Raw genomic sequence first — 18,049 nt, 5'->3', positions numbered from 1 at the left:
ACAGAGCTTTTCGGCTAAAGACCTTTATTTCTAAGTGCTGGATTTCTTGCGCCAATTCGGCGTTAAACATTCTCTGGCGGGCATTCTCTAGGCACCAAAGAGGGCATTCATGGCGCCAATACTGCCTCAGTTCTCTGCCTAAGAACTGGCCAGTCCCGTTGTGGGCGACAAGCAAGTGTGTGCGGTCGATTTGACCAATGGCCGCATTCAGCTTAAGAGCAGAACTCCGGCCTACGTCTGCGATGTGCCATGAGGGGACATTCTTACCTTCATCGCCTGAAAGGGGTATGTACGAATTCCCTCACGTTCCTGAATTGCAGAAAACCGTGGGAACGTTTGGATGGATCGGCACAACGGTTGAAGATCTAAGCGGCTCTACATTCGTCCTAAAAGGAACGCCCCGCTAGCCTGAGCCGGCAGGGCGCATCGCCTTGAGGTCAGCCCACCTCAGATGATGAAGAAATCCTTTTCGGTTATCTTCAGGTGCTTGGACAACTTGGCAAACGCAATCTGCCCCTGTCCGTCCAATCCGTCCGCATCGTAGTACAGCATACCCTTCTTGGCATTATAGATGATGCGATCCTCCTTGTCCGAGGCTTTGACTCCGATGTGAAAGGCATCCGCCTTCAGCCAGCCACGCCCACCGACGCCTTTGAAGATCGCATTCTCCAGCCAAATAGTATCAGGCTCAACATTGAAGTGCTTGAGCATATCGGCTTGGCCCTTCCCAATCCGCGTGTTGAACACGAAGGCATCCCGCCCGCCACCGTCTTCGATCACGTCGGCACCAAGCCCGCTATAGATCACATCGTTCCCAGCCCCGGCTGAGATGGTATCGTTGCCTGCGCTGCCCGAGATCGTGTCGTGACCACTCCCAGCAAGGAGGAGGTCGTCGCCCGATCCGCCCTCCAGGCGATCCCTGCCGGACCCACCGCTTAGCCGATCGTCGCCGCTGCTCCCGTACAGGAGATCGTTGCCGCCTTGCCCGTTCAGGGCATTGTTGCCGCTGCCGCCGCGCAAAGTATTGCGCTGAGTGTTTCCCATCGCGCTGCCGTCGCCGCCGGTCAGAGTGACATTCTCGATTGTGCCCGGCAGTCTCACTGTCCCTGGCCCGCTGTAGAACACATGATCCACCCCGCTCGTCCCCAGAGCTGCGGTCAGCTGGGACGGATCCGTGATGGTAATGTCCACACCACCCTTTGCATTGGGAACCGTAACAGGACCGGAAGGCTCATCGACGATGACGCTGAAGTTGAAGGTGGTGCGGTCTCCAATGCCCGCGAAGCTGTTCCCGGCAGCGTCCTTGAGAGCGCCAGCGGATACGTTGAGATAATAATGGCCGTTCCCGTTGCTGAGCGGGTTGGTGGGATCTACCGTGAGGACATCGCCCGCAATACTGATGCGGCCGCTGGTAGCTACATCGAAACTCTCGATGAGAGCGCCGGTGCTGTCATACAGATCGATCGTGCCATTGCCTCTATGGACCGCCTCTGAGAAGGTCAAAACCAAGTCAGCCGTGGGAACTACGTGTCCAGAATTATCGACAGGACTGGATTGCACAAGCGTCGGGGCGGCGACGTCAATGACCACGGTCAGTCCGGTGGATACGGGTGACCTATTGCCCATTGCATCTGTTGCTTTTGCGCTGACAGTATGGCTGCCGGCAGCAAGAGGCGACGTCGTAATCGACCAGGTGCCTCCAATTGCGATTCCGCTGCCAATTTCCGTGACGCCGTCGGTGTCGTAGAGTCTGATGGTGACACCAGCTTCGGCGGTGCCGGTCAGGGTCAGTGCCGAGTTGTTTGTCAGATTGTCGTTGCTGGAATTTCCGCTGTCGCTGCTGGCGGCGAGAGCCGGCGCAGATGGTGCGCCCGGTGCCAGCGTGTCGAAGTGCAGCGACGGCGTTGCGCCAGTCGTCCCGAAATTCCCTGCCAGGTCGGCATAGGCACCCGCGCTTACGGTGATACTTGCCGTACCGTTCTGCGTGCCGGCGCTCGGCATGAATATGGCCGTGCGAGTGAGGCCTGTGCCCGAGATGGCGGACAGCGTGCCGCCACTGACAAGGACGTCGCCCGCGCTGCCGTCCCAGGTGAAGTTCGCGCCCGGATCTTCGGTGAAGGTGAAGGTGATCGTCGCCGTCTCGCCGGCATGCAGTTGCGAGGCGCTGCTTTCAATGGTCACGCCGGGAGAGTGAGTATCGAGCGTATAGTCCCAGATATGCACCGGCCCGCTCTTATCGACGGCGTTTGTCACACGCACTTGCAGGTTATGTGTGCCTGCAGCCAGCGTGGTGTTCAGCGACCAAAAGGCACTGCCGGCAGGGGCGGCGGCGGGGGTCCAGCCGCTACCGTTATCGAACGAGACCTCGACGCGCTCGCCTTCGGCCAGATTGGCGCTGAGGCTCCCGGAAATGGTCTGCGCGGCGACTTTCGTGATCCGATCCGTGACGGACGCACCGGTATCGGACGAGAACACAACGCCGGTCACTTCGGTGGCAGGTGCCTGGGTCGTGATCTCCAATGCCAGTGCGCCCGAGGCTAGACTGTGATTGCCCGCAGGATCAGTCGCCACGGCGGTGATGCTGTGGGGGCCTTCGGCAAGAGGCGTGCTGGTGATGCTCCATAGGCCGCCTGTCGCAACAGCCGAACCGATCGCGACAGCCCCATCGTATAGGGAGACGGTGGTACCGGCTTCGGCGGTGCCAATGAATGTTGGTGTAGTATCGCTGGTGATGTTGTCGTCATTGGTGCGGCCAGTGTCCGACGAGGCATCCAGATCGGGAGTGGACGGAGCCACCGGCGCCTGGGTGTCGAAGGTTAGCAACGGAGTCGTTCCGGCCCCGCCGCTATTGCCCGCCTGGTCGGCATATGAACCGCTGGCAACTGTAATGCTGGCCGTACCAGAGTCGAATCCGACCCCTGGGGTGAACACGGCCGTACGTGTCAGGCCGGTACCGCTCAGCGCGCCGAGCGAACCGCCGCTGACACTGATGTCAGCAAGCGTGAAGGTTAGGCCCGGGTCCTCGCTGAACGTGAAGGTGATTACAGCAGTCTCACCGGCTTTGAGAGTCTCTACGTCGCTGGCAATTGTCAGAGTCGGCGCCGTCGTGTCGATCACCCAAGTATAAGTTGCTGGGCTACCATCAATATTGCCGGCCTGATCGATGGCCCGGACGAAGATGGTGTGGCTTCCATCAGCGAGGCCCGTGACAGTCTTGGGGCTCGTGGCTGTTGCGTATGCTGAGCCATCTAAGGTCCACTCAAACCTGCCCCCGCTTTCATTCGATGAGAAGGTGAATGTAGCCGACGATGAATTGGACAACGTGGGAGGAGTTGCCGTGATAGTCGTATCAGGAGCAAGCTGATCGACCATATAGACCTGCCCTCCTGTGAAGCCGCCCGTGATCAGGTTCCCAGCGGCGTCGCTGATGCCGGTATTCCCATATATCAGTTGAAGCTGAGCCGTTCCATTTCCGGAACCTGCATTGACAACGAGCGTATACGTCGAGCCACTTCCAGTGACCTGAGAGATGAAAGCACCGCTCAGACCGCTGGTGACAAGAGCGAAGTCGCTGACGTCGAGTCCTGTGACTGTTTCCGAGAAGGTGACGGTGTAACTGATTGGGCCCGTAGCGGTCGGGGAGGGATTGGCTCGGCTGATGCTGGCTACGAACGGGGCAGTGTTATCGAAGGTGATGGTATTGTTAGCTACCGCAATCCGGCTGGCGGCGCCATTCACAAGCATCGTGTAGGAAGCGCCATCAACCGTGTAGGCGAGAACGTTGCCGTTGAGGCTGGCCGACTGCAATGTACCACTCAGCAGAGTGATACTCTCACCGTCCTGAATATCGGTGATGGTGTCGCCTGCCAATGTCTGAGCGGTTCCCTGAAAACGATCCAAGCCTCCGCTACCGGTCAGCGTATCGGTGTTCAGCCCGCCGATCAGATAATCGCGATAGTTGCCCCCGGTTAGCGAGACCCGGTGTGTGTTTTGAGAGAAATCGAAGTAATACCCGGCGTTATCGGGCCTGGCCCACAGAAGGGATCCGAAGGAAACAGGCGATTCAAGGAAAAGATCTTCGTAGTTTGCAGAATCAGTTCCATAAACGATTAGGTCCCAGTCCAAGAAGATCTGAACGTCCATTTGACTTGGCGAGTATTCGACCGCCGGCATACCATTTTGGAAATATAAATGATCCCACCTTGCTGGATCGAAGTCCGCGTTACGCGTTGCGCGCAAGTCCATCATTTCAGCCCCCGGCCCGTTGCAGCGCTACGCCGCTGCTCATTCCCTAAGGGAAGGGGAATAGCACATTTTCCTAAGAGAGGAATGACTGTGCACCTTGTAAGGAAGGTCCCGCGTCCCTTTTTTCGGCCAGAAAACCCAATTTCGCGTATTGTGTCCTACCTGTGACGCCCTCTCCCCCGCTCATCCCGTCAATCGGTGAGTCGGCGCAGCGCATCAGCGAGTTGATTGGTCTGCTGGCGCTTCTAGGCTTCGCTTGCATCGCTGATCGCATCGGCCAACCGGCTAATAGAGGCGTTCAGTCCGGTCATAGCTGCCGTATCGGCAAAGACGGTCGCCCCAACAGAAACAGTATTCTCCAGTAGTGGGAGCCTCTTGGATGTGTCTCCCGCCTCAATGTTCTTCCAAGCCGCTAAAAGCTCGATGATCCGCATCCAGCTGGCAATAGTATCGGTGACGTTAACACTGAAGCTTAGAAACCTGTGAAGACGGCAGAGGTTTGGAGCGAGATTCACATAGCCACAGACTGTAATGAACTGCATCAGAATAGCACTTCTTAGTTGGGCTGGTTTGACTCAGATCAACGCAGCGGCAGGTGAAGCCGCTCAACATCCTTCTATCGAGTTCGAGTCTGAGAAGCGCCGGCCGCCAAGCTGCCTCAGGTTCACCGAATTGTTGTGCTTAACTTAGGTGAGTCGCTCAGGCGGACGCTGTAAGAACCAGAGCCCCAGCGGAGGAAGCCATGGCAACGGAGGTGAAACATCTGCGCTTCCAGAAACAATCGCGCTTAAATCGGGTGTACTCGCCCGACATTTTGCCCCGGCTCCAGTCACTCCTAGCTGACCTAGCCGACATCGACTTTGCGTGTCAGCATAAGCTCGCAGCCATCGAACGCGGCCTCGGCGATGAGAGCATCAAGCGCAGGAAGATTGCCCTGCTTTGGCAAGAGCATCAGGAAAGCCGTGCCCCCTACGTTGCGGCGCTTGAGGAATTGCAGGAGCAGGCCAAAGACTGTTTCCAACAATAAAACCTGCCCTAAGACTGTGTGATGAGAAGAGGTCCGGTCCATGAAGGCGATGGTCCTCCACGACGTGCGCACGCCCCTCAGACTTGAAGAGCGACCCCTTCCCTCACCGGGCCCAGGCGAGATTCGCCTGGTGGTGGAGGCCTGCGCGGTCTGCCGTACCGATCTTCACGTGGTGGACGGTGATCTCACAAATCCTAAACTGCCGGTTATTCCCGGCCATGAGATTGTCGGGAAGATCGATGCGCTCGGCGGTGGCGTGACAGGCTTGCGCACCGGCGAGCGTGTTGGCGTTCCCTGGCTCGGCCACACTTGCGGTCATTGTCCCTACTGCACCTCCGGCCGTGAGAACCTCTGCGACGATCCCCTGTTCACCGGCTACACCCGGGATGGCGGCTTCGCGTCCCATGCAGTTGCCGACGCAGCCTACGCCTTCCCGTTGCCGGACGACGGCAATCCCATTGCCTTGGCCCCGCTCCTCTGTGCCGGCCTGATCGGCTGGCGTTCGCTTATGGCGGCGGGCTCCGGCGAAAGGATCGGCATCTATGGCTTCGGAGCGGCAGCTCACATCATCTGTCAGGTCTGCACCTGGCAGGGGCGGCGGGTATATGCGTTCACGCATCCCGGCGACAAAGCCGCCCAGGATTTTGCCCGTTCACTCGACGTCATCTGGGCTGGCGACTCCAATCACGGTTCACCCGAACCGCTCGACGCCGCGATCATCTTCGCGCCCGTAGGCGAGCTCGTGCCTGTTGCCTTACAGTCCGTGCGGAAAGGCGGGCGTGTCGTCTGCGGCGGCATCCACATGAGCGACATCCCGCAATTCCCGTATCGGCTTCTCTGGGGGGAGCGGCAGATTGTATCGGTCGCCAACCTCACCCGTCAGGACGCCTTCGAATTTCTGGCGATCGTCCCCAAGGCGCGGATCAGGACGCACACGGTGCGTTATCAGCTGGAGGCTGCCAACGTGGCCTTGGACGATTTTCGATCAGGGCGTTTGCAGGGCGCGGCCGTTCTGATCCCCTAACCGAAGGGTAGAAACAAATGTCATTGCAACCCGCAACCAAGATACAGGTTCAGAGGGAGGAAACCATGATCCAGAACATTCGCAGTCTTCTGATTGGGATCACGGAAGAGGGCGAAGCCGACGAGCGTTCCTCGGCTCTGGCTTACGGGCTCTCGCTCGCCCGAGAGGCCGGCGCCCACATCACGGTTCAGGCCGCTTCCCTGAAGCTCACGTTGACCCATGCCTTCGTCAGTGCCTTTGCCGAGGGGCTCTTAGCGGCTGAGAACCGCCGTCTGGATGCCCTGGCGCACGCTGTCGCTGAGTCATCCCAGCGTGCTGCTGCGGCATCGGGTGTGGCGTGCACCACCCAGGCGCCGCAGCTTGCATATCCGTCCCTCATCAAGAGCTTTGCCAACCTCGCCCGCGCCCATGACCTAACGATCCTCGACGCCGAACCGATTGCCCTGGCCGTTGATCGGGGGCTGATCGAGGCGGTGCTCATGGACAGTGGTCGGCCGCTCATCGTCGTGCCTCCGGGTCGCGAGGCTTTTACCGGAGACCGGATCATCGTGGCATGGGATGGCAGCGCCAAGGCGGCACGTGCCCTCAACGACGCCCTGCCGTTCCTGCGGGCCGCCACGCAGGTCGAACTGGTGAGCGTCATGGGCGAGAAGGACTTGGCGCATACGCTGCCCGGCGCAGAGATCGCGCCGCATCTCACACGCCATGGCGTTGCGGTGAATGTCCTTGCGTTGCCGGCTCTTGATGGGGACGTGGCCGAGACCCTGCGCAAACATGCTCACCTGACGCGGGCCGACATGATCGTGATGGGCGCCTATGTCCATTCGCGCCTGCGCGAAATGGTGCTCGGCGGCACGACCCAGTCCCTGCTCAAAAACGCGCCCACGCCCTTGCTTCTCTCTTACTGACGGCAGAGAAAGCCTGCATTTGCAGGAACTTCCTGACTGCCAGCGACGGCTCGCCGCTAGCGGCTCGGGCTGTCAAACACCCTATCCTTGGATAGAGTTCAGGTAGGCGATCAGGTCGTTAATCTGAGCCGGATCGAGTTGGAACTGCGGCATGGAGGGGTGGCCCGTCGTAATGCCCTCCGCAAAGGCCTCCGCGAGGTCTTCGATGGGGTAGCGCGTGTGCAAGGTCCTGAAGGGCGGTGCCTCGGGAATGGGACTGTCACCGAACCGTCCGATCGCATGGCATTGGGAGCAGTTCGTCTGCGCGAACGTCAATCCGCGCTGTGCCCGGCCCGATTGGGCTAGGGCGGTCGCCGAGGCGCATGCGAGAACAAGGCAGAGGAGAGCGAGCCGCCGCATCATCGATGCGCTCCTGCTCCGCCAGGCTCAGCCCGGGTCACCGAGACGACCTGAAATGTGTATGGCTTGCCATCATCGTCCTCGATGGTGACGTATTCACCCTCGGCAAAGCGATGCTGATGGAGGCGATAGCCGGCCTCCTCGTCGCCGGGGCGGCCTTGGTTGTAGTCGATTATCCAGGTCGCTCCACCGGCGCCGCCGGAGCGATGGACAAGGACACCGTTCCGCTCGCCCTCGTCGGCCCAGAAACGGCGGACACGGCAGTACGCGCGTTTGTCCGCCCATTCCTCCTGATCGAGATGGCCGCCATCATCGAGCGGCGCGGTGATCTCATAGCCGTATCGGGAACTTCCTTCGGGAAACTGCTTGCTGCGGGCGAGGTGCAGCGTGATGTGATGGAGCATCGGTCCCTCCCGGGCATGGCTACGGCTCAAGCAGGCCATGCCATTGTGGCAAAGCGTAGGAGCCAACCTGACTCGCCGCCTTGATCCTGATCAACATGCAACTGACCGCGGATCCTAAAGTCGGTTCGAGGCTATTCGCGGGCGCCATCCTTCAGGGCATCCCTGATGCGCCGGATGACGACTCCCTTCGCCTTCCGGCCGGCGGCCGCTTCGACCGCATCGTTGATCTCAAGAAGCAGCTCCGCATAGTCGTTGTGCCAATCCCGGTGGCCTGCGCTCGCAGGCGGGAGGCGCTCTTCGTGGCGCTCAATCCGGACCGCTTGGTCACCCGCTAGATCATAGACATCGTCGATCTCCGGAATGATCGCTCTGGGCACGTGATCGAGATCGGCAAGAGACGATTGCAGGGCCTTGAGGGGCGGATCTTCTCCATGCACAAGAAAGACCCCACGCCGGACCGGAAGGCGCTCGGCGAGCCAAGCCTTCAGCTCGGGCCCATCCGCATGCCCGGAATAGAGATCGAGCGTCCGCATGTGGGCTCGGACCTTCACCTCCTCACCGTGAATCCTGACCTTCGAGGCGCCGTCCTGAAGGATCCGTCCGAGCGTTCCCTGTGCCTGGAAGCCGACGAAGAGAACGGTGGCTTCGTCCCGCCAGAGCCACGCCTTCAGGTGATGCCGGATGCGGCCCGCCTCGCACATGCCGCTGGCCGCAATGATGATGTGGAAGCTGTGAATGCGATCGATGGCCTTGCTCTGCTCGACGCTCTCCGTGACGCGGACCCATCGGGACTCGAGCGCCTGCACCAGGTCGGCGCCGTTCCTGAGTTCCCCGGCATGCCGCTTGAAGATGCCGCTGGCCTTCGAGGCCAGGGGCGAGTCGATGAAGATCGGAATCTCCGGCAGTTCGCCAGCCTCCATCAGCTCCATGAGATCGACGAGAAGCTCCTGCGCTCTCTCGACCGCGAACGAGGGGATGAGCAACACCCCGCTCGGATGCATGGCCGCGCGGACCTCGTCACGCAGAAGACGACGCCGGCGTTCGATGGTGGTGCCGGCTCGATCGGTATCGCCGTAGGTGGACTCAAGCAGGACATAGTCGAGGTCTCGTGGCCCGTCCGGGTCCGGTTGCAGGAGCTTGTGGTCGGGTCCGATATCGCCGGAGCACAAAAGGCGCGTCGGCTTCTCGCCCCCGCCATGCGTCACTTCCATCTCGATCGAGGCCGAGCCCAGAAGATGACCCGCATTCCAGTAGCGGGCTCGGAACCCGGGAGCGACATCCTGCCATTGGCCATAAGCCACGGACCGGAACTGCGTGAGGGATGCGATGGCGTCCTCCTCCGTGTAGATCGGTGACACCGTCTCTCGCCCGCGGCGGCGGTTGCGGCGGTTGAGCTGGTCAACCTCCATCTCCTGGATGTAGCCGGAGTCCGGCAGCATGATGGATGCAAGATCGGCCGTTCCGGCCGTCGCGTAGATCGGCCCGTCGAACCCGGCCTTCACGAGCTTCGGTACAAGACCGCTATGGTCGATGTGGGCGTGGGTGAGGCAGAGAGCGTCGATGCTGGCCGCGCGGAACGGGAAGTGCTGGTAATTGAGCTCCCTCTCCTCTTTCGATCCTTGAAACATTCCGCAGTCGATCAGGACGCGGGCTGCCTCCGTCTCAAGGAGAAAACAGGAGCCCGTCACGGTTTGGGCGGCGCCGTGGAAGTGAAGGCGAAGCGACAAAGAAACCTCCTGGATGTGAGGAAGCGTCGTGCGTGGAGAATCGCACCTTGGTACACCCTCGTCGAGTTGCTAGGTTTGATCCAAGCCAAACCAGCGGAACGGCGATCATGACCTCTCACGCAGCGTCATCCAACGACATTTGCCCCATTACAGGCAAGACATACCCCCGAAGAGACTTTCTTCTCGTCGATCACTTGCATCCGGCTCTCGCCGAGAGGATCCGCCAAGATCATCCGGCTCTGTCTGCCGACAGTCGCATAAGCCGGGCTGCGGTCGACCAGTACCGCCTACGCTATGTTGAAGAACTGCTCCGCCAGGAACGCGGCGAACTGACCAAGCTCGACAGTGAGGTCGCCCGCAGCCTTGCCGAAGGCAGCATGGTCACGGCCAATGTCGAGGAAAGCTTCGATGAGAAGCGTACCTTGGGAGAGAGGCTGTCGGATGGGCTTGCCGCTTTCGGCGGCAGTTGGCCGTTTCTCATCTTCTTCGCCCTGGCACTTGGTGTATGGATCATCATCAACGTCGCACGTGGGCCAGAGGCCTTCGATCCCTATCCCTACATCCTCCTGAACCTGCTTCTGTCCTGCCTCGCGGCCGTTCAGGCCCCGATCATCATGATGAGCCAGAGGCGTCAGGAGGCGAAGGACCGGCTACGCTCCCTCAATGACTATCAGGTCAACCTGAAGGCGGAACTCGAGATCCGGCACCTGCACGAAAAGGTCGACCATCTGATCACGCGGCAATGGGAGCGGCTCGCAGAAATCCAGGAACTCCAGATCGAGCTCCTGCAGGAGCGCCGATGACCGCGATCAGGATGTCTCCCGTCCCCACAGGGCCCGCAGGGCATTGAGGATCACGGCGACGTCGATGGCCTCCTGGATGAGAGCCCCCTGCACGGGGGTCAGATAGCCTAAGGCGGCGACGGTCATTCCGACAACGGACAGCCCGATCCCGGCATAAACGCTTTGGAGCGCTATGCTGCGCGATCGGCGCGCCGCCTGGATCGCCGTAGGGATCTTGTCGAGACGGTCGACGAGAAGGACGACGTCCGCGGCCTCGGCGCTGGCTGCGGCACCCTTCGCGCCCATGGCAACGCCGAGGTCGGCGGCCGCCAGGGCCGGAGCGTCGTTGACGCCATCGCCGATCATCATCACGGGGCCATATCGTTTCTCGGACTGCACGATATCGATCTTTCGGTCCGGGGTAAGATCCGCATGAACGCCATCGAAATGCAGTCCGACCGTGACGGCTTCTGCGACGTCATTGCGGTCCCCAGAGGCCAAGACGATCCGGTCCAGTCCCAATCGGCGAAGCCTTTCGATGACCTGAGCCGCTTCCGTGCGTAGGCGGTCCGCTAGAACCAGCAGGCCGCCGAGTCGGCCGTCGACAGCCACCGCAACGACCACCGAGCCGGCCGGATACCGGCTACCGTCCAAGCTCCTGCCGAGGGTTGGGACCGTGTTGGCGACATAACGGAGACCGCCTACGACGACATGATGACCATCGATCGTTCCTTCGAGCCCTTCGCCGGGAACCTCGGCGACCTCGGTGGGAACCGCGAGGGAAAGGCCTCTTGCCTGAGCTTCCCGCACGAGAGCCCGCGCGGTCACGTGCTTGGATGCCTGATCGAGAGAGGCGGCTAGGCGAAGAAGTGTCTGGGGCGGGAGATCGGCGGCAGGCTGCATCGTCGCCAATTGCGCCTCGCCGTGGGTGAGCGTGCCCGTCTTGTCGATCACCAACACCCGTATCCGCGCCAGCGCCTCCAGCGCTTTGCCTCCCTTCACGAGCACGCCAGCCTTGGCAGCCCGCGACACGCCGGAGACGATGGCGACAGGGACAGCCAGGATCAGCGGGCAAGGGGTGGCCACGACGAGGACGGACAAGGCCCGGATCGGGTCTCCGGACCAAAACCATGCTCCGCCGGCCAGCGTAACGGTGAGAGCCAGGAAAGCGATGGCGAAACGATCCGCAAGGCGCGCCATCGGTGCCTTCGACGCCCGGGCTGCCTCGATTAGGCGAATGATCCCGGCATAGGTACTCTCGGCGGCACGATGGGTGGCAGTCAGGTCGAAGGCATCGCCCGCATTCGTCACGCCGCTCATCACCGGCTCACCGAGACCCTTGCGCACGGGCAGTGCCTCTCCCGTGAGAGCCGCCTGGTCGAGAACCGCCGTTCCACGCGCCACGACGCCGTCCACCGGCACCACATCGCCCTGGCGAATAAGCAGACGGTCTTCCGGAGCAACGGTTTCAAGGTCGACTTCCTCAAGGCGTCGATCCCGATAGCGGACGGCCGTGTGGGGAACCCGTCCGAGAAGCGCCGTCATCTCGCGTTCGGCGCGGCGCTCGGCAAAGCTCTCGAGATACTGCCCGCCCGCATACATCAGCGCCACCACGACGGCGGCAAGGTGCTCACCGAACAAGAGCGCACCGGTCATGGACAAGGCTGCCACGAGGTCGAGCCCAACATCACCGCGGCGCAAGCTTGCAACGATCTCGACGAGAAGCGCACCCAGAACGGGGATCGTGGCCGCGGCCCAGATCGATCCGGACCACTGCCCGATCCCGGCAAGGTGCGCACCCCATCCCAGGATCAGCCCAAGCAGAGGCACGACCACCAGGATGGGGCGGACAACGCGGTGAAGATTGCGCAGGCCCCGTGCGCCGGGCATCGCAGGCGGGTGCAGCAGGGAAGGAACGTCAGGAGTGGCCTTCTGGATACCCGACATCGCTCCCCCTACCTGGCTCATGCCCCGAACTTGCGTATGGCGCCGAGCCAGGCCTTGCGCCTGCCATCGCTCATGTCTTCGATCATGCCATTGTCCGTCGCTCGTTGTGTAACCACACCGTCCGGAGTTGCTTGGCCAATCCGAACCAGCCGCCGGCCAGGACCGCGATGATTAGGGTTGTCGCCAACCATGATGGGCTCGGCGGGGAGACACGGAGGATGGCGGCCAGCGGCGGAATGTAAATGACTGCAGTGACAATCACGGCGGCTCCGGCTCCGATTCCCCAGAAGGCGAGCCTCCTCCGGTCGAAGAAAGAGGTCCCCGGCTCTGCCGCGTCGGCGAAGGCCAGGACGAGGTTGCCGAGCACCAGGGCGGCGAACGCCGACGCTCGCGCTTGGATCTTAGGGATGCCGGCATTCAGCGCCCACACATAAAGGCCGAGGATGGCCCCAAGGACGACGGCCCCCTGGACAAACCCGAGCACGATCTGGGAGACACCGAAGAGCGGTTCGGTGGCGGGACGCGGCGGCTTTTCCATGGCAGTTCGCTCGCTGGGTTCGCCTTCGAAAACGAGCGAGCAGACTGGATCGATCACGAGTTCCAGCAGGATCACATGCATCGGATACAGGATCGGCGGCAGGCCCATGATGATGGGCAACAGGGCCAGCCCGGCGATGGGCACATGGATGGCTGTCACGTAGGTGAGCGCCTTGCGCAGGTTCGCGAAGATGCGCCGCCCGAGCCGCACGCCGCCGATGATCGAGACAAAATGGTCGTCGAGTAGGACCAGATCCGCCGCCTCACGCGCGACATCCGTGCCACGTTGCCCCATGGCAATGCCAATGTGGGCGGCTTCCAGCGCCGGCGCATCGTTGACGCCGTCCCCGGTCATGGCGACGACCTCGCCGTTGGCCTTCAACGCCTCGACGAGGGCGAGCTTCTGCTCCGGCATGATGCGGGCAAAGACCCGGATCCGCCGCACGCGTTCCCGCAGGTCTTCCGGATCGAGTTCAGCCACCTCGTTGCCCGTCAGCACGCCAGCTTCCGCGTCGATGCCGGCCTGACGGGCGATCTCCACGGCCGTGGCTGGGTAGTCGCCCGTAATCATCGCCACGGTGATTCCGGCCCGTTTCGCTTCAGCGACGGCCTGGGGAACATCGGATCGAACCGAATCCTCAAACCCGATCAGGCCCTCGAACCGGAACGCCAGATCCACAGGAGCCCGCGCGAGGTCTCTTTCATCGCGGGCGGATGCTACGCCCAGAACCCGCAGCCCGCGATTTGCCAGTCCCGCGACCACGGTGTCCATCGCGGCCCGCTCGTCATCGCCCATTCGGCAGAGACGGAAAATCGCTTCAGGCGCCCCTTTTGCCGCATATCGAACGCCGCCCAAGGGGTCCAGCGAGACCTGGATAAACGCCAGCAACTCGGGACGGAGCGGATAGGTGCGCAGCGGGGCTACGGCTTCAACCGATTCAGGGAGAACCCGCATTCCCAGCATGCGGACAGCCCTGTCCATGGGATCGACCGGACGGACGGCGGAAGCAAGAAGTGCCGTCCGAAGCGGCTCGACGGCAGCGCCGGAAAGTCTGGCATGGTCCCGCAGATCCTGTACCTCACCGTCGCGCCATGCCGTGGTGAGCACCATCCGGTTCTCGGTCAGCGTGCCGGTCTTGTCAACGCACAGGAACGTGGCGGCCCCGAGCGTTTCGATGACTGCGGCGCGGCGCACCAGCACCTTGTGCCGAGCGAGGCGGAACGCCCCGAGCGCCATGAAGATCGCCAGCACCATCGGGAACTCTTCCGGCAGGAGCGCGATGGCCAGCGTGATTCCGGACAACGCACCGCCGATCCAGTCGTCCTGCAGCACGCCGTACGCCACGGCGACGATGGCACAGAATGCAAGCGCGAGGATCCCGAGTTTGGCGACGAGTGCGCCGGTCGTCCGTTGCAGCAGCGTCGGCTGGTCACCGACGGCAGAGAGCGAAGTGCCTATGCGTCCCAACCGCGTCATCGGTCCGGTGCGGATGACATGGAGGACGCCCTGCCCCCGCACGTTCAAGGTCCCGCTGAACAAATAGGGCGTGTCGTCTCCCCCAGGCTCGGGATCGCCAGCTTCGTCCACCCCGGCTGCCGCCGGACGCTTAGACACCGGGACGGACTCACCGGTGAGGGCCGACTCGTCGACCGTCAGCGCGTCGCCCTCAATCAGAACGCCGTCGGCAGGCAGGCGCTCACCCTCGCCGACGACGATGAGATCGCCTGGCACGACCTCGCGCGCCGGGATACGTCGCTCGGTCGCGCCGCGGATTACCCAAGCGAAGGGCTCGGCCAGCTCGCGCAGGGCTACCAGGGCCCGCTCGCTCCTCGCCTCTTGCAGCACCACCAAGCCGATCGTCACGAAGGCGCCGGCCGTCATGAACAAGCCTTCCCCGATGTCGCCAATCATAAGATAGAGCCCTGCAGCGGCCAGCAGAAGGAGAAACATCGGCTCACGCAGAATCCCACGGATGATGTCAACCAAGCCGCGGGAACGCTTCCGCGCGATCACGTTGAGACCGTGCTGCGCGAGGCGCCGCTGCGCCTCGGCCTCGTCGAGGCCCGTCAGTCCCAAAGGTGCGACCGTCGCGGTATCCGCGTCATGGCCACTCGGTGCGTTTGCGCATGAACGGCCATGTCCGCTCCCGGTTGGAAGGATTCGCCTCAATGGGCCACCAGGATCGGGCTTTCCGATGCGGTCAACATGTCCCGCGTCGCGCCGCCGAACACCTGCTCCCTCAGGCGCGTGTGGCCATAAGCTCCCATAATGACGAGATCCGCGGAAATGCGGCGTGCCTCCTCAAGGACGACGTCGGAGACATCGCGGTCCCGGCTGTCAGCGGTGACGACTTCCGCCACGACATTATGATGAGCGAGATGTGCCTTCACCTCCGCGTAAGGCTTCGTATCCGCTGGAGGATCCACGACCAGGACCACGACTCGGGCTGCCTGCTCGACGAAGTCCAGTCCCTCGCGGAGGGCGCGTGCCGCCTCGCGGCTGCCATTCCAGGCGACCAGCACGGTTTGGATTGGCCCTTGCCGACGGCGACCGGGCGGCACGAGAAGAAGCGCGCGGCCGCTGCCGAACAGCACTGCCTCCACCAGGTCCGGCCAGAGCGGGGACTTGGCCTCGCCGTAGCACCGCGTGGCGATGAAGAGATCGGCGCACCGGGCGTGGTCCACGACCTTCCCGGTCAACGCACCGAACGTCTCGTCGAACCGGCGCAGCTCGCTCGGCACCTGAAGGCCGGCCAATCGCTCCGTCAGCCGCTTGGCCGTGGCATCACCATCCTTTAGGGCTTGGTCCTGGAGTTCGGTCAGAACCTGGATCGCGGCCGCGCCGCCATCCATGGGCATGGCGATTGTAAGGTCAGGAAGCTGGTTGGTAAAAAGGCCGATCAGATGAGCCTGCCCAGCCGTCGCGAGGGCTTGCCCATGTTCCAGCCGGATCTCATCCTCGGGACTTCCATCGAGATGCACCATGATGTCCTTGATCATCGCTCTCTCCCTTTGCGTGCCCGGACACAGCCGGTGTGCCGAAGCGACTATCGATCATCATGTGGTCGAAATCGGGGTGGATGCTTTGATCTGACGCAATTCGCCTGAGATCGCTCGGATTTAATGTCGAGTGATCGACCGACCTCGGCACGCGGGGTCAAGCCCGGAGGCTGCAATGCCGTCCCATACGACTGGTGCCCTCACGGGCGGTCGCTCGCCGAAGGCCCAAGCCGCCCCACTTCCCGAGCGGAGGCCGGATCGGCTTCCTGCACGAACCGTACCTTCGCCGACCCTTCAGTCCCAACCGTCCGATGATGCCGAACTCCATCGGATCCGGGATGCTCTCGACCATGCCGCCCATGCGGGACTGGCGCGTCTCACAGGCGGACTGTCACCGGCCGCTGTCTTCGATGCCTACATGGACTGGGCTGTCAATCTCGCCATCTCGCCGGGCAAGCAGGTTGAACTCGCGGCGAAGGCCGCCCGCAAATGGGCGCGGCTGGCGCAGTTCGCCTCACGCTGTGCCAGTGGCGGAGGCACATGCGAGCCATGCATCGAGCCGCTGCCCCAAGACAAACGCTTTACTGAGGCCGAGTGGCAGCAGTGGCCGTTCAATTTCATTCAGCAAGGCTTCCTGCTCCAACAGCAATGGTGGGACAACGCAACGACCGAGATCGACGGCATCACCAGGCAACATCAGGCCGTGGTCGAATTCATTTCGCGCCAGATCCTCGACATGGCGTCACCGTCGAACTTCCTCCTGACCAACCCGGTCGTGCAGCGGCGCATCCTGGAAACAGGCGGCCAGAACCTCGTGCAGGGCTTCCGCAACTTCCTGGACGACTGGGGGCGGATCGTTCGCTCGAAGCCTCCCGCAGGCGTGGAAACCTTCCAGGTGGGGCGGGACGTTGCTGCCACGCCGGGCAATGTGATCTACCGCAACCGTCTCATCGAGCTGATCCAGTACGAACCGACCACCCAAAAGGTCCGGCCGGAGCCGATCCTGATCGTGCCCGCTTGGATCATGAAGTACTACATTCTAGACCTCGCGCCCGAGAACTCCCTCGTCCGATACCTCACGGGCCAAGGCTTCACGGTGTTCATCATCTCCTGGAAGAACCCGACCGCGGAGGATCGGGATCTCGGCATGGACGATTATCGGATGCTTGGCGTGATGGCGGCGCTGGATGCCGTGAATGCGGTCGTTCCCGATCAAAAGGTTCATGCGGTCGGCTACTGCCTCGGCGGTACGCTCCTTGCCATCGCGGCGGCCGCGATGGCACGTGACAGGGACAGGCGCCTGGCGACCCTCTCTCTGCTCGCCGCGCAGGTGGACTTTCGGGAGGCCGGAGAGCTCACTCTGTTCATCAACGAGAGCCAAGTCCATTTTCTTGAAGACCTGATGCGCAGCCAAGGCTATCTCGACACTCGGCAGATGGCGGGGGCTTTCCAGCTCCTGCGCTCGAACGACCTGATCTGGTCGCGGCTCGTGCGGCATTATCTCATGGGCGAGAGGACGCCCCTGAACGATCTAATGGCCTGGAATGCCGATGCAACCCGCATGCCTTACCGCATGCATGCGGATTACCTTCGGCAGCTCTTCCTCGACAACGACCTCGCCGAAGGACGCTTCCAGGTGGACGGCCGTCCCATCGCCATCAGCGACATCCGGGCACCGATCTTTGCAGTCGGGACCGAGCGCGATCACGTGGCGCCCTGGCGCTCGGCATTCAAGATCCATCTGCTCGCCGATACCGACGTGACATTCCTTCTCACGACGGGCGGGCACAATGCGGGCATTGTTGCCGAACCGGACAATTCGAAGGGCGGCTTCCAAGTCCTGACAAGATCCGCGGCGGGCCACTTTATGGATCCCGACACATGGACCCGGATCGCACCTCGCTCCGAGGGCTCGTGGTGGCTGGAATTCGCACGCTGGCTGGCCTCACATTCGGGAAAGCTTTCCGCTCCACCCGCATTGGGCGCACCTGCACACGGCTACCCTGCTCTGTGTGGAGCCCCCGGCACCTACGTGATGCAGGCCTGAGC

13 protein-coding genes are annotated in these 18,049 nt (G+C 62.3%); 5 read left to right on the top strand and 8 right to left on the bottom strand.

Features of this window, described 5'->3' with window-relative positions; genetic code table 11:
• Nucleotides 1-447 precede the first annotated feature (447 nt).
• Nucleotides 448-4,248 carry an Ig-like domain-containing protein gene (locus I2H36_RS15110; protein ID WP_196264730.1) on the bottom strand — a complete coding sequence of 1,267 codons (3,801 nt, stop codon included), beginning with the start codon at nucleotides 4,246-4,248 and terminating at the stop codon, nucleotides 448-450.
• A 242-nt stretch (nucleotides 4,249-4,490) separates the two neighbouring features.
• Entirely contained in the window at nucleotides 4,491-4,787 is a 297-nt protein-coding gene (locus I2H36_RS15105; RefSeq protein ID WP_196264729.1) for a hypothetical protein, read from the bottom strand.
• Nucleotides 4,788-4,987: 200 nt separating this feature from the next.
• Here I2H36_RS15105 and I2H36_RS15100 point away from each other — a divergent pair, with 200 nt between their 5' ends.
• From I2H36_RS15100 to I2H36_RS15090, 3 genes are all read left to right on the top strand, one after another.
• Nucleotides 4,988-5,272: a hypothetical protein gene (locus tag I2H36_RS15100; RefSeq protein ID WP_196264728.1), complete on the top strand. Its 285-nt coding sequence runs from the start codon at nucleotides 4,988-4,990 to the stop codon at nucleotides 5,270-5,272.
• A gap of 40 nt (nucleotides 5,273-5,312) precedes the next feature.
• On the top strand, nucleotides 5,313-6,296 hold the full coding sequence (locus tag I2H36_RS15095) for a zinc-dependent alcohol dehydrogenase family protein (protein ID WP_196264727.1): 984 nt from the start codon (nucleotides 5,313-5,315) through the stop codon (nucleotides 6,294-6,296).
• 65 nt (nucleotides 6,297-6,361) lie between these two features.
• A complete protein-coding gene (locus tag I2H36_RS15090; RefSeq protein ID WP_196264726.1) occupies nucleotides 6,362-7,204 on the top strand; it encodes a universal stress protein in 843 nt (280 codons plus the stop codon).
• A gap of 81 nt (nucleotides 7,205-7,285) precedes the next feature.
• Here the strand turns inward: I2H36_RS15090 and I2H36_RS15085 are convergent, their stop codons facing one another.
• The 3 genes from I2H36_RS15085 to I2H36_RS15075 all read right to left on the bottom strand — a co-directional run bounded on the left by I2H36_RS15085 (nucleotide 7,286) and on the right by I2H36_RS15075 (nucleotide 9,734).
• Complete coding sequence (locus I2H36_RS15085; protein WP_425523311.1) at nucleotides 7,286-7,606, bottom strand: c-type cytochrome; 321 nt, start codon at nucleotides 7,604-7,606, stop codon at nucleotides 7,286-7,288.
• A complete protein-coding gene (locus I2H36_RS15080; RefSeq protein WP_196264725.1) occupies nucleotides 7,603-8,007 on the bottom strand; it encodes a sortase family protein in 405 nt (134 codons plus the stop codon). The genes I2H36_RS15085 and I2H36_RS15080 overlap by 4 nt, the downstream gene beginning before the upstream one ends.
• Nucleotides 8,008-8,138: 131 nt before the next feature.
• Nucleotides 8,139-9,734, bottom strand: coding sequence for an MBL fold metallo-hydrolase (locus tag I2H36_RS15075; RefSeq protein WP_196264724.1), 1,596 nt, complete (start codon nucleotides 9,732-9,734; stop codon nucleotides 8,139-8,141).
• Between the two features lie 107 nt (nucleotides 9,735-9,841).
• On the opposite strand from I2H36_RS15075, the gene I2H36_RS15070 reads away from it, so the two are divergent.
• Nucleotides 9,842-10,537, top strand: coding sequence for a DUF1003 domain-containing protein (locus I2H36_RS15070; RefSeq protein ID WP_196264723.1), 696 nt, complete (start codon nucleotides 9,842-9,844; stop codon nucleotides 10,535-10,537).
• A 6-nt stretch (nucleotides 10,538-10,543) separates the two neighbouring features.
• Here I2H36_RS15070 and I2H36_RS15065 read toward each other — a convergent pair whose 3' ends face one another.
• From I2H36_RS15065 to I2H36_RS15055, 3 genes are all read right to left on the bottom strand, one after another.
• Nucleotides 10,544-12,406: a heavy metal translocating P-type ATPase gene (locus tag I2H36_RS15065; RefSeq protein WP_196264752.1), complete on the bottom strand. Its 1,863-nt coding sequence runs from the start codon at nucleotides 12,404-12,406 to the stop codon at nucleotides 10,544-10,546.
• Nucleotides 12,407-12,545: 139 nt separating this feature from the next.
• Nucleotides 12,546-15,077 (bottom strand): cation-translocating P-type ATPase, encoded by a 2,532-nt coding sequence (locus tag I2H36_RS15060; RefSeq protein WP_196264722.1) that lies wholly within the window; start codon nucleotides 15,075-15,077, stop codon nucleotides 12,546-12,548.
• Between the two features lie 89 nt (nucleotides 15,078-15,166).
• Nucleotides 15,167-16,000, bottom strand: a complete 834-nt coding sequence (locus tag I2H36_RS15055; protein ID WP_196264721.1) for a universal stress protein — start codon at nucleotides 15,998-16,000, stop codon at nucleotides 15,167-15,169.
• A 175-nt stretch (nucleotides 16,001-16,175) separates the two neighbouring features.
• Between I2H36_RS15055 and I2H36_RS15050 the strand changes: the two genes are divergently transcribed.
• Nucleotides 16,176-18,047 (top strand): PHA/PHB synthase family protein, encoded by a 1,872-nt coding sequence (locus tag I2H36_RS15050; protein ID WP_196264720.1) that lies wholly within the window; start codon nucleotides 16,176-16,178, stop codon nucleotides 18,045-18,047.
• The last annotated feature ends 2 nt before the right edge of the window (nucleotides 18,048-18,049 follow it).

It is taken from the genome of Microvirga terrestris (genome assembly GCF_015694425.1).
GTDB classification, from domain to species: Bacteria; Pseudomonadota; Alphaproteobacteria; order Rhizobiales; family Beijerinckiaceae; genus Microvirga; species Microvirga terrestris.
The sequence above is the reverse complement of the archived record's forward strand: the minus strand, read 5'-3'. Positions and strand labels throughout refer to the sequence as shown.

Bases quoted from the DNA above. Each gene is read 5' to 3' on its own strand.
- I2H36_RS15110 (WP_196264730.1), bottom strand. From the start codon at position 4,248: ATGATGGACTTGCGCGCAACGCGTAACGCGGACTTCGATCCAGCAAGG.
- I2H36_RS15070 (WP_196264723.1), top strand. From the start codon at position 9,842: ATGACCTCTCACGCAGCGTCATCCAACGACATTTGCCCCATTACAGGC.
- I2H36_RS15065 (WP_196264752.1), bottom strand. From the start codon at position 12,406: ATGCCCGGCGCACGGGGCCTGCGCAATCTTCACCGCGTTGTCCGCCCC.
- I2H36_RS15090 (WP_196264726.1), top strand. From the start codon at position 6,362: ATGATCCAGAACATTCGCAGTCTTCTGATTGGGATCACGGAAGAGGGC.
- I2H36_RS15050 (WP_196264720.1), top strand. From the start codon at position 16,176: ATGCCGTCCCATACGACTGGTGCCCTCACGGGCGGTCGCTCGCCGAAG.
- I2H36_RS15080 (WP_196264725.1), bottom strand. From the start codon at position 8,007: ATGCTCCATCACATCACGCTGCACCTCGCCCGCAGCAAGCAGTTTCCC.
- I2H36_RS15100 (WP_196264728.1), top strand. From the start codon at position 4,988: ATGGCAACGGAGGTGAAACATCTGCGCTTCCAGAAACAATCGCGCTTA.
- I2H36_RS15095 (WP_196264727.1), top strand. From the start codon at position 5,313: ATGAAGGCGATGGTCCTCCACGACGTGCGCACGCCCCTCAGACTTGAA.
- I2H36_RS15055 (WP_196264721.1), bottom strand. From the start codon at position 16,000: ATGATCAAGGACATCATGGTGCATCTCGATGGAAGTCCCGAGGATGAG.
- I2H36_RS15105 (WP_196264729.1), bottom strand. From the start codon at position 4,787: ATGCAGTTCATTACAGTCTGTGGCTATGTGAATCTCGCTCCAAACCTC.
- I2H36_RS15085 (WP_425523311.1), bottom strand. From the start codon at position 7,606: ATGATGCGGCGGCTCGCTCTCCTCTGCCTTGTTCTCGCATGCGCCTCG.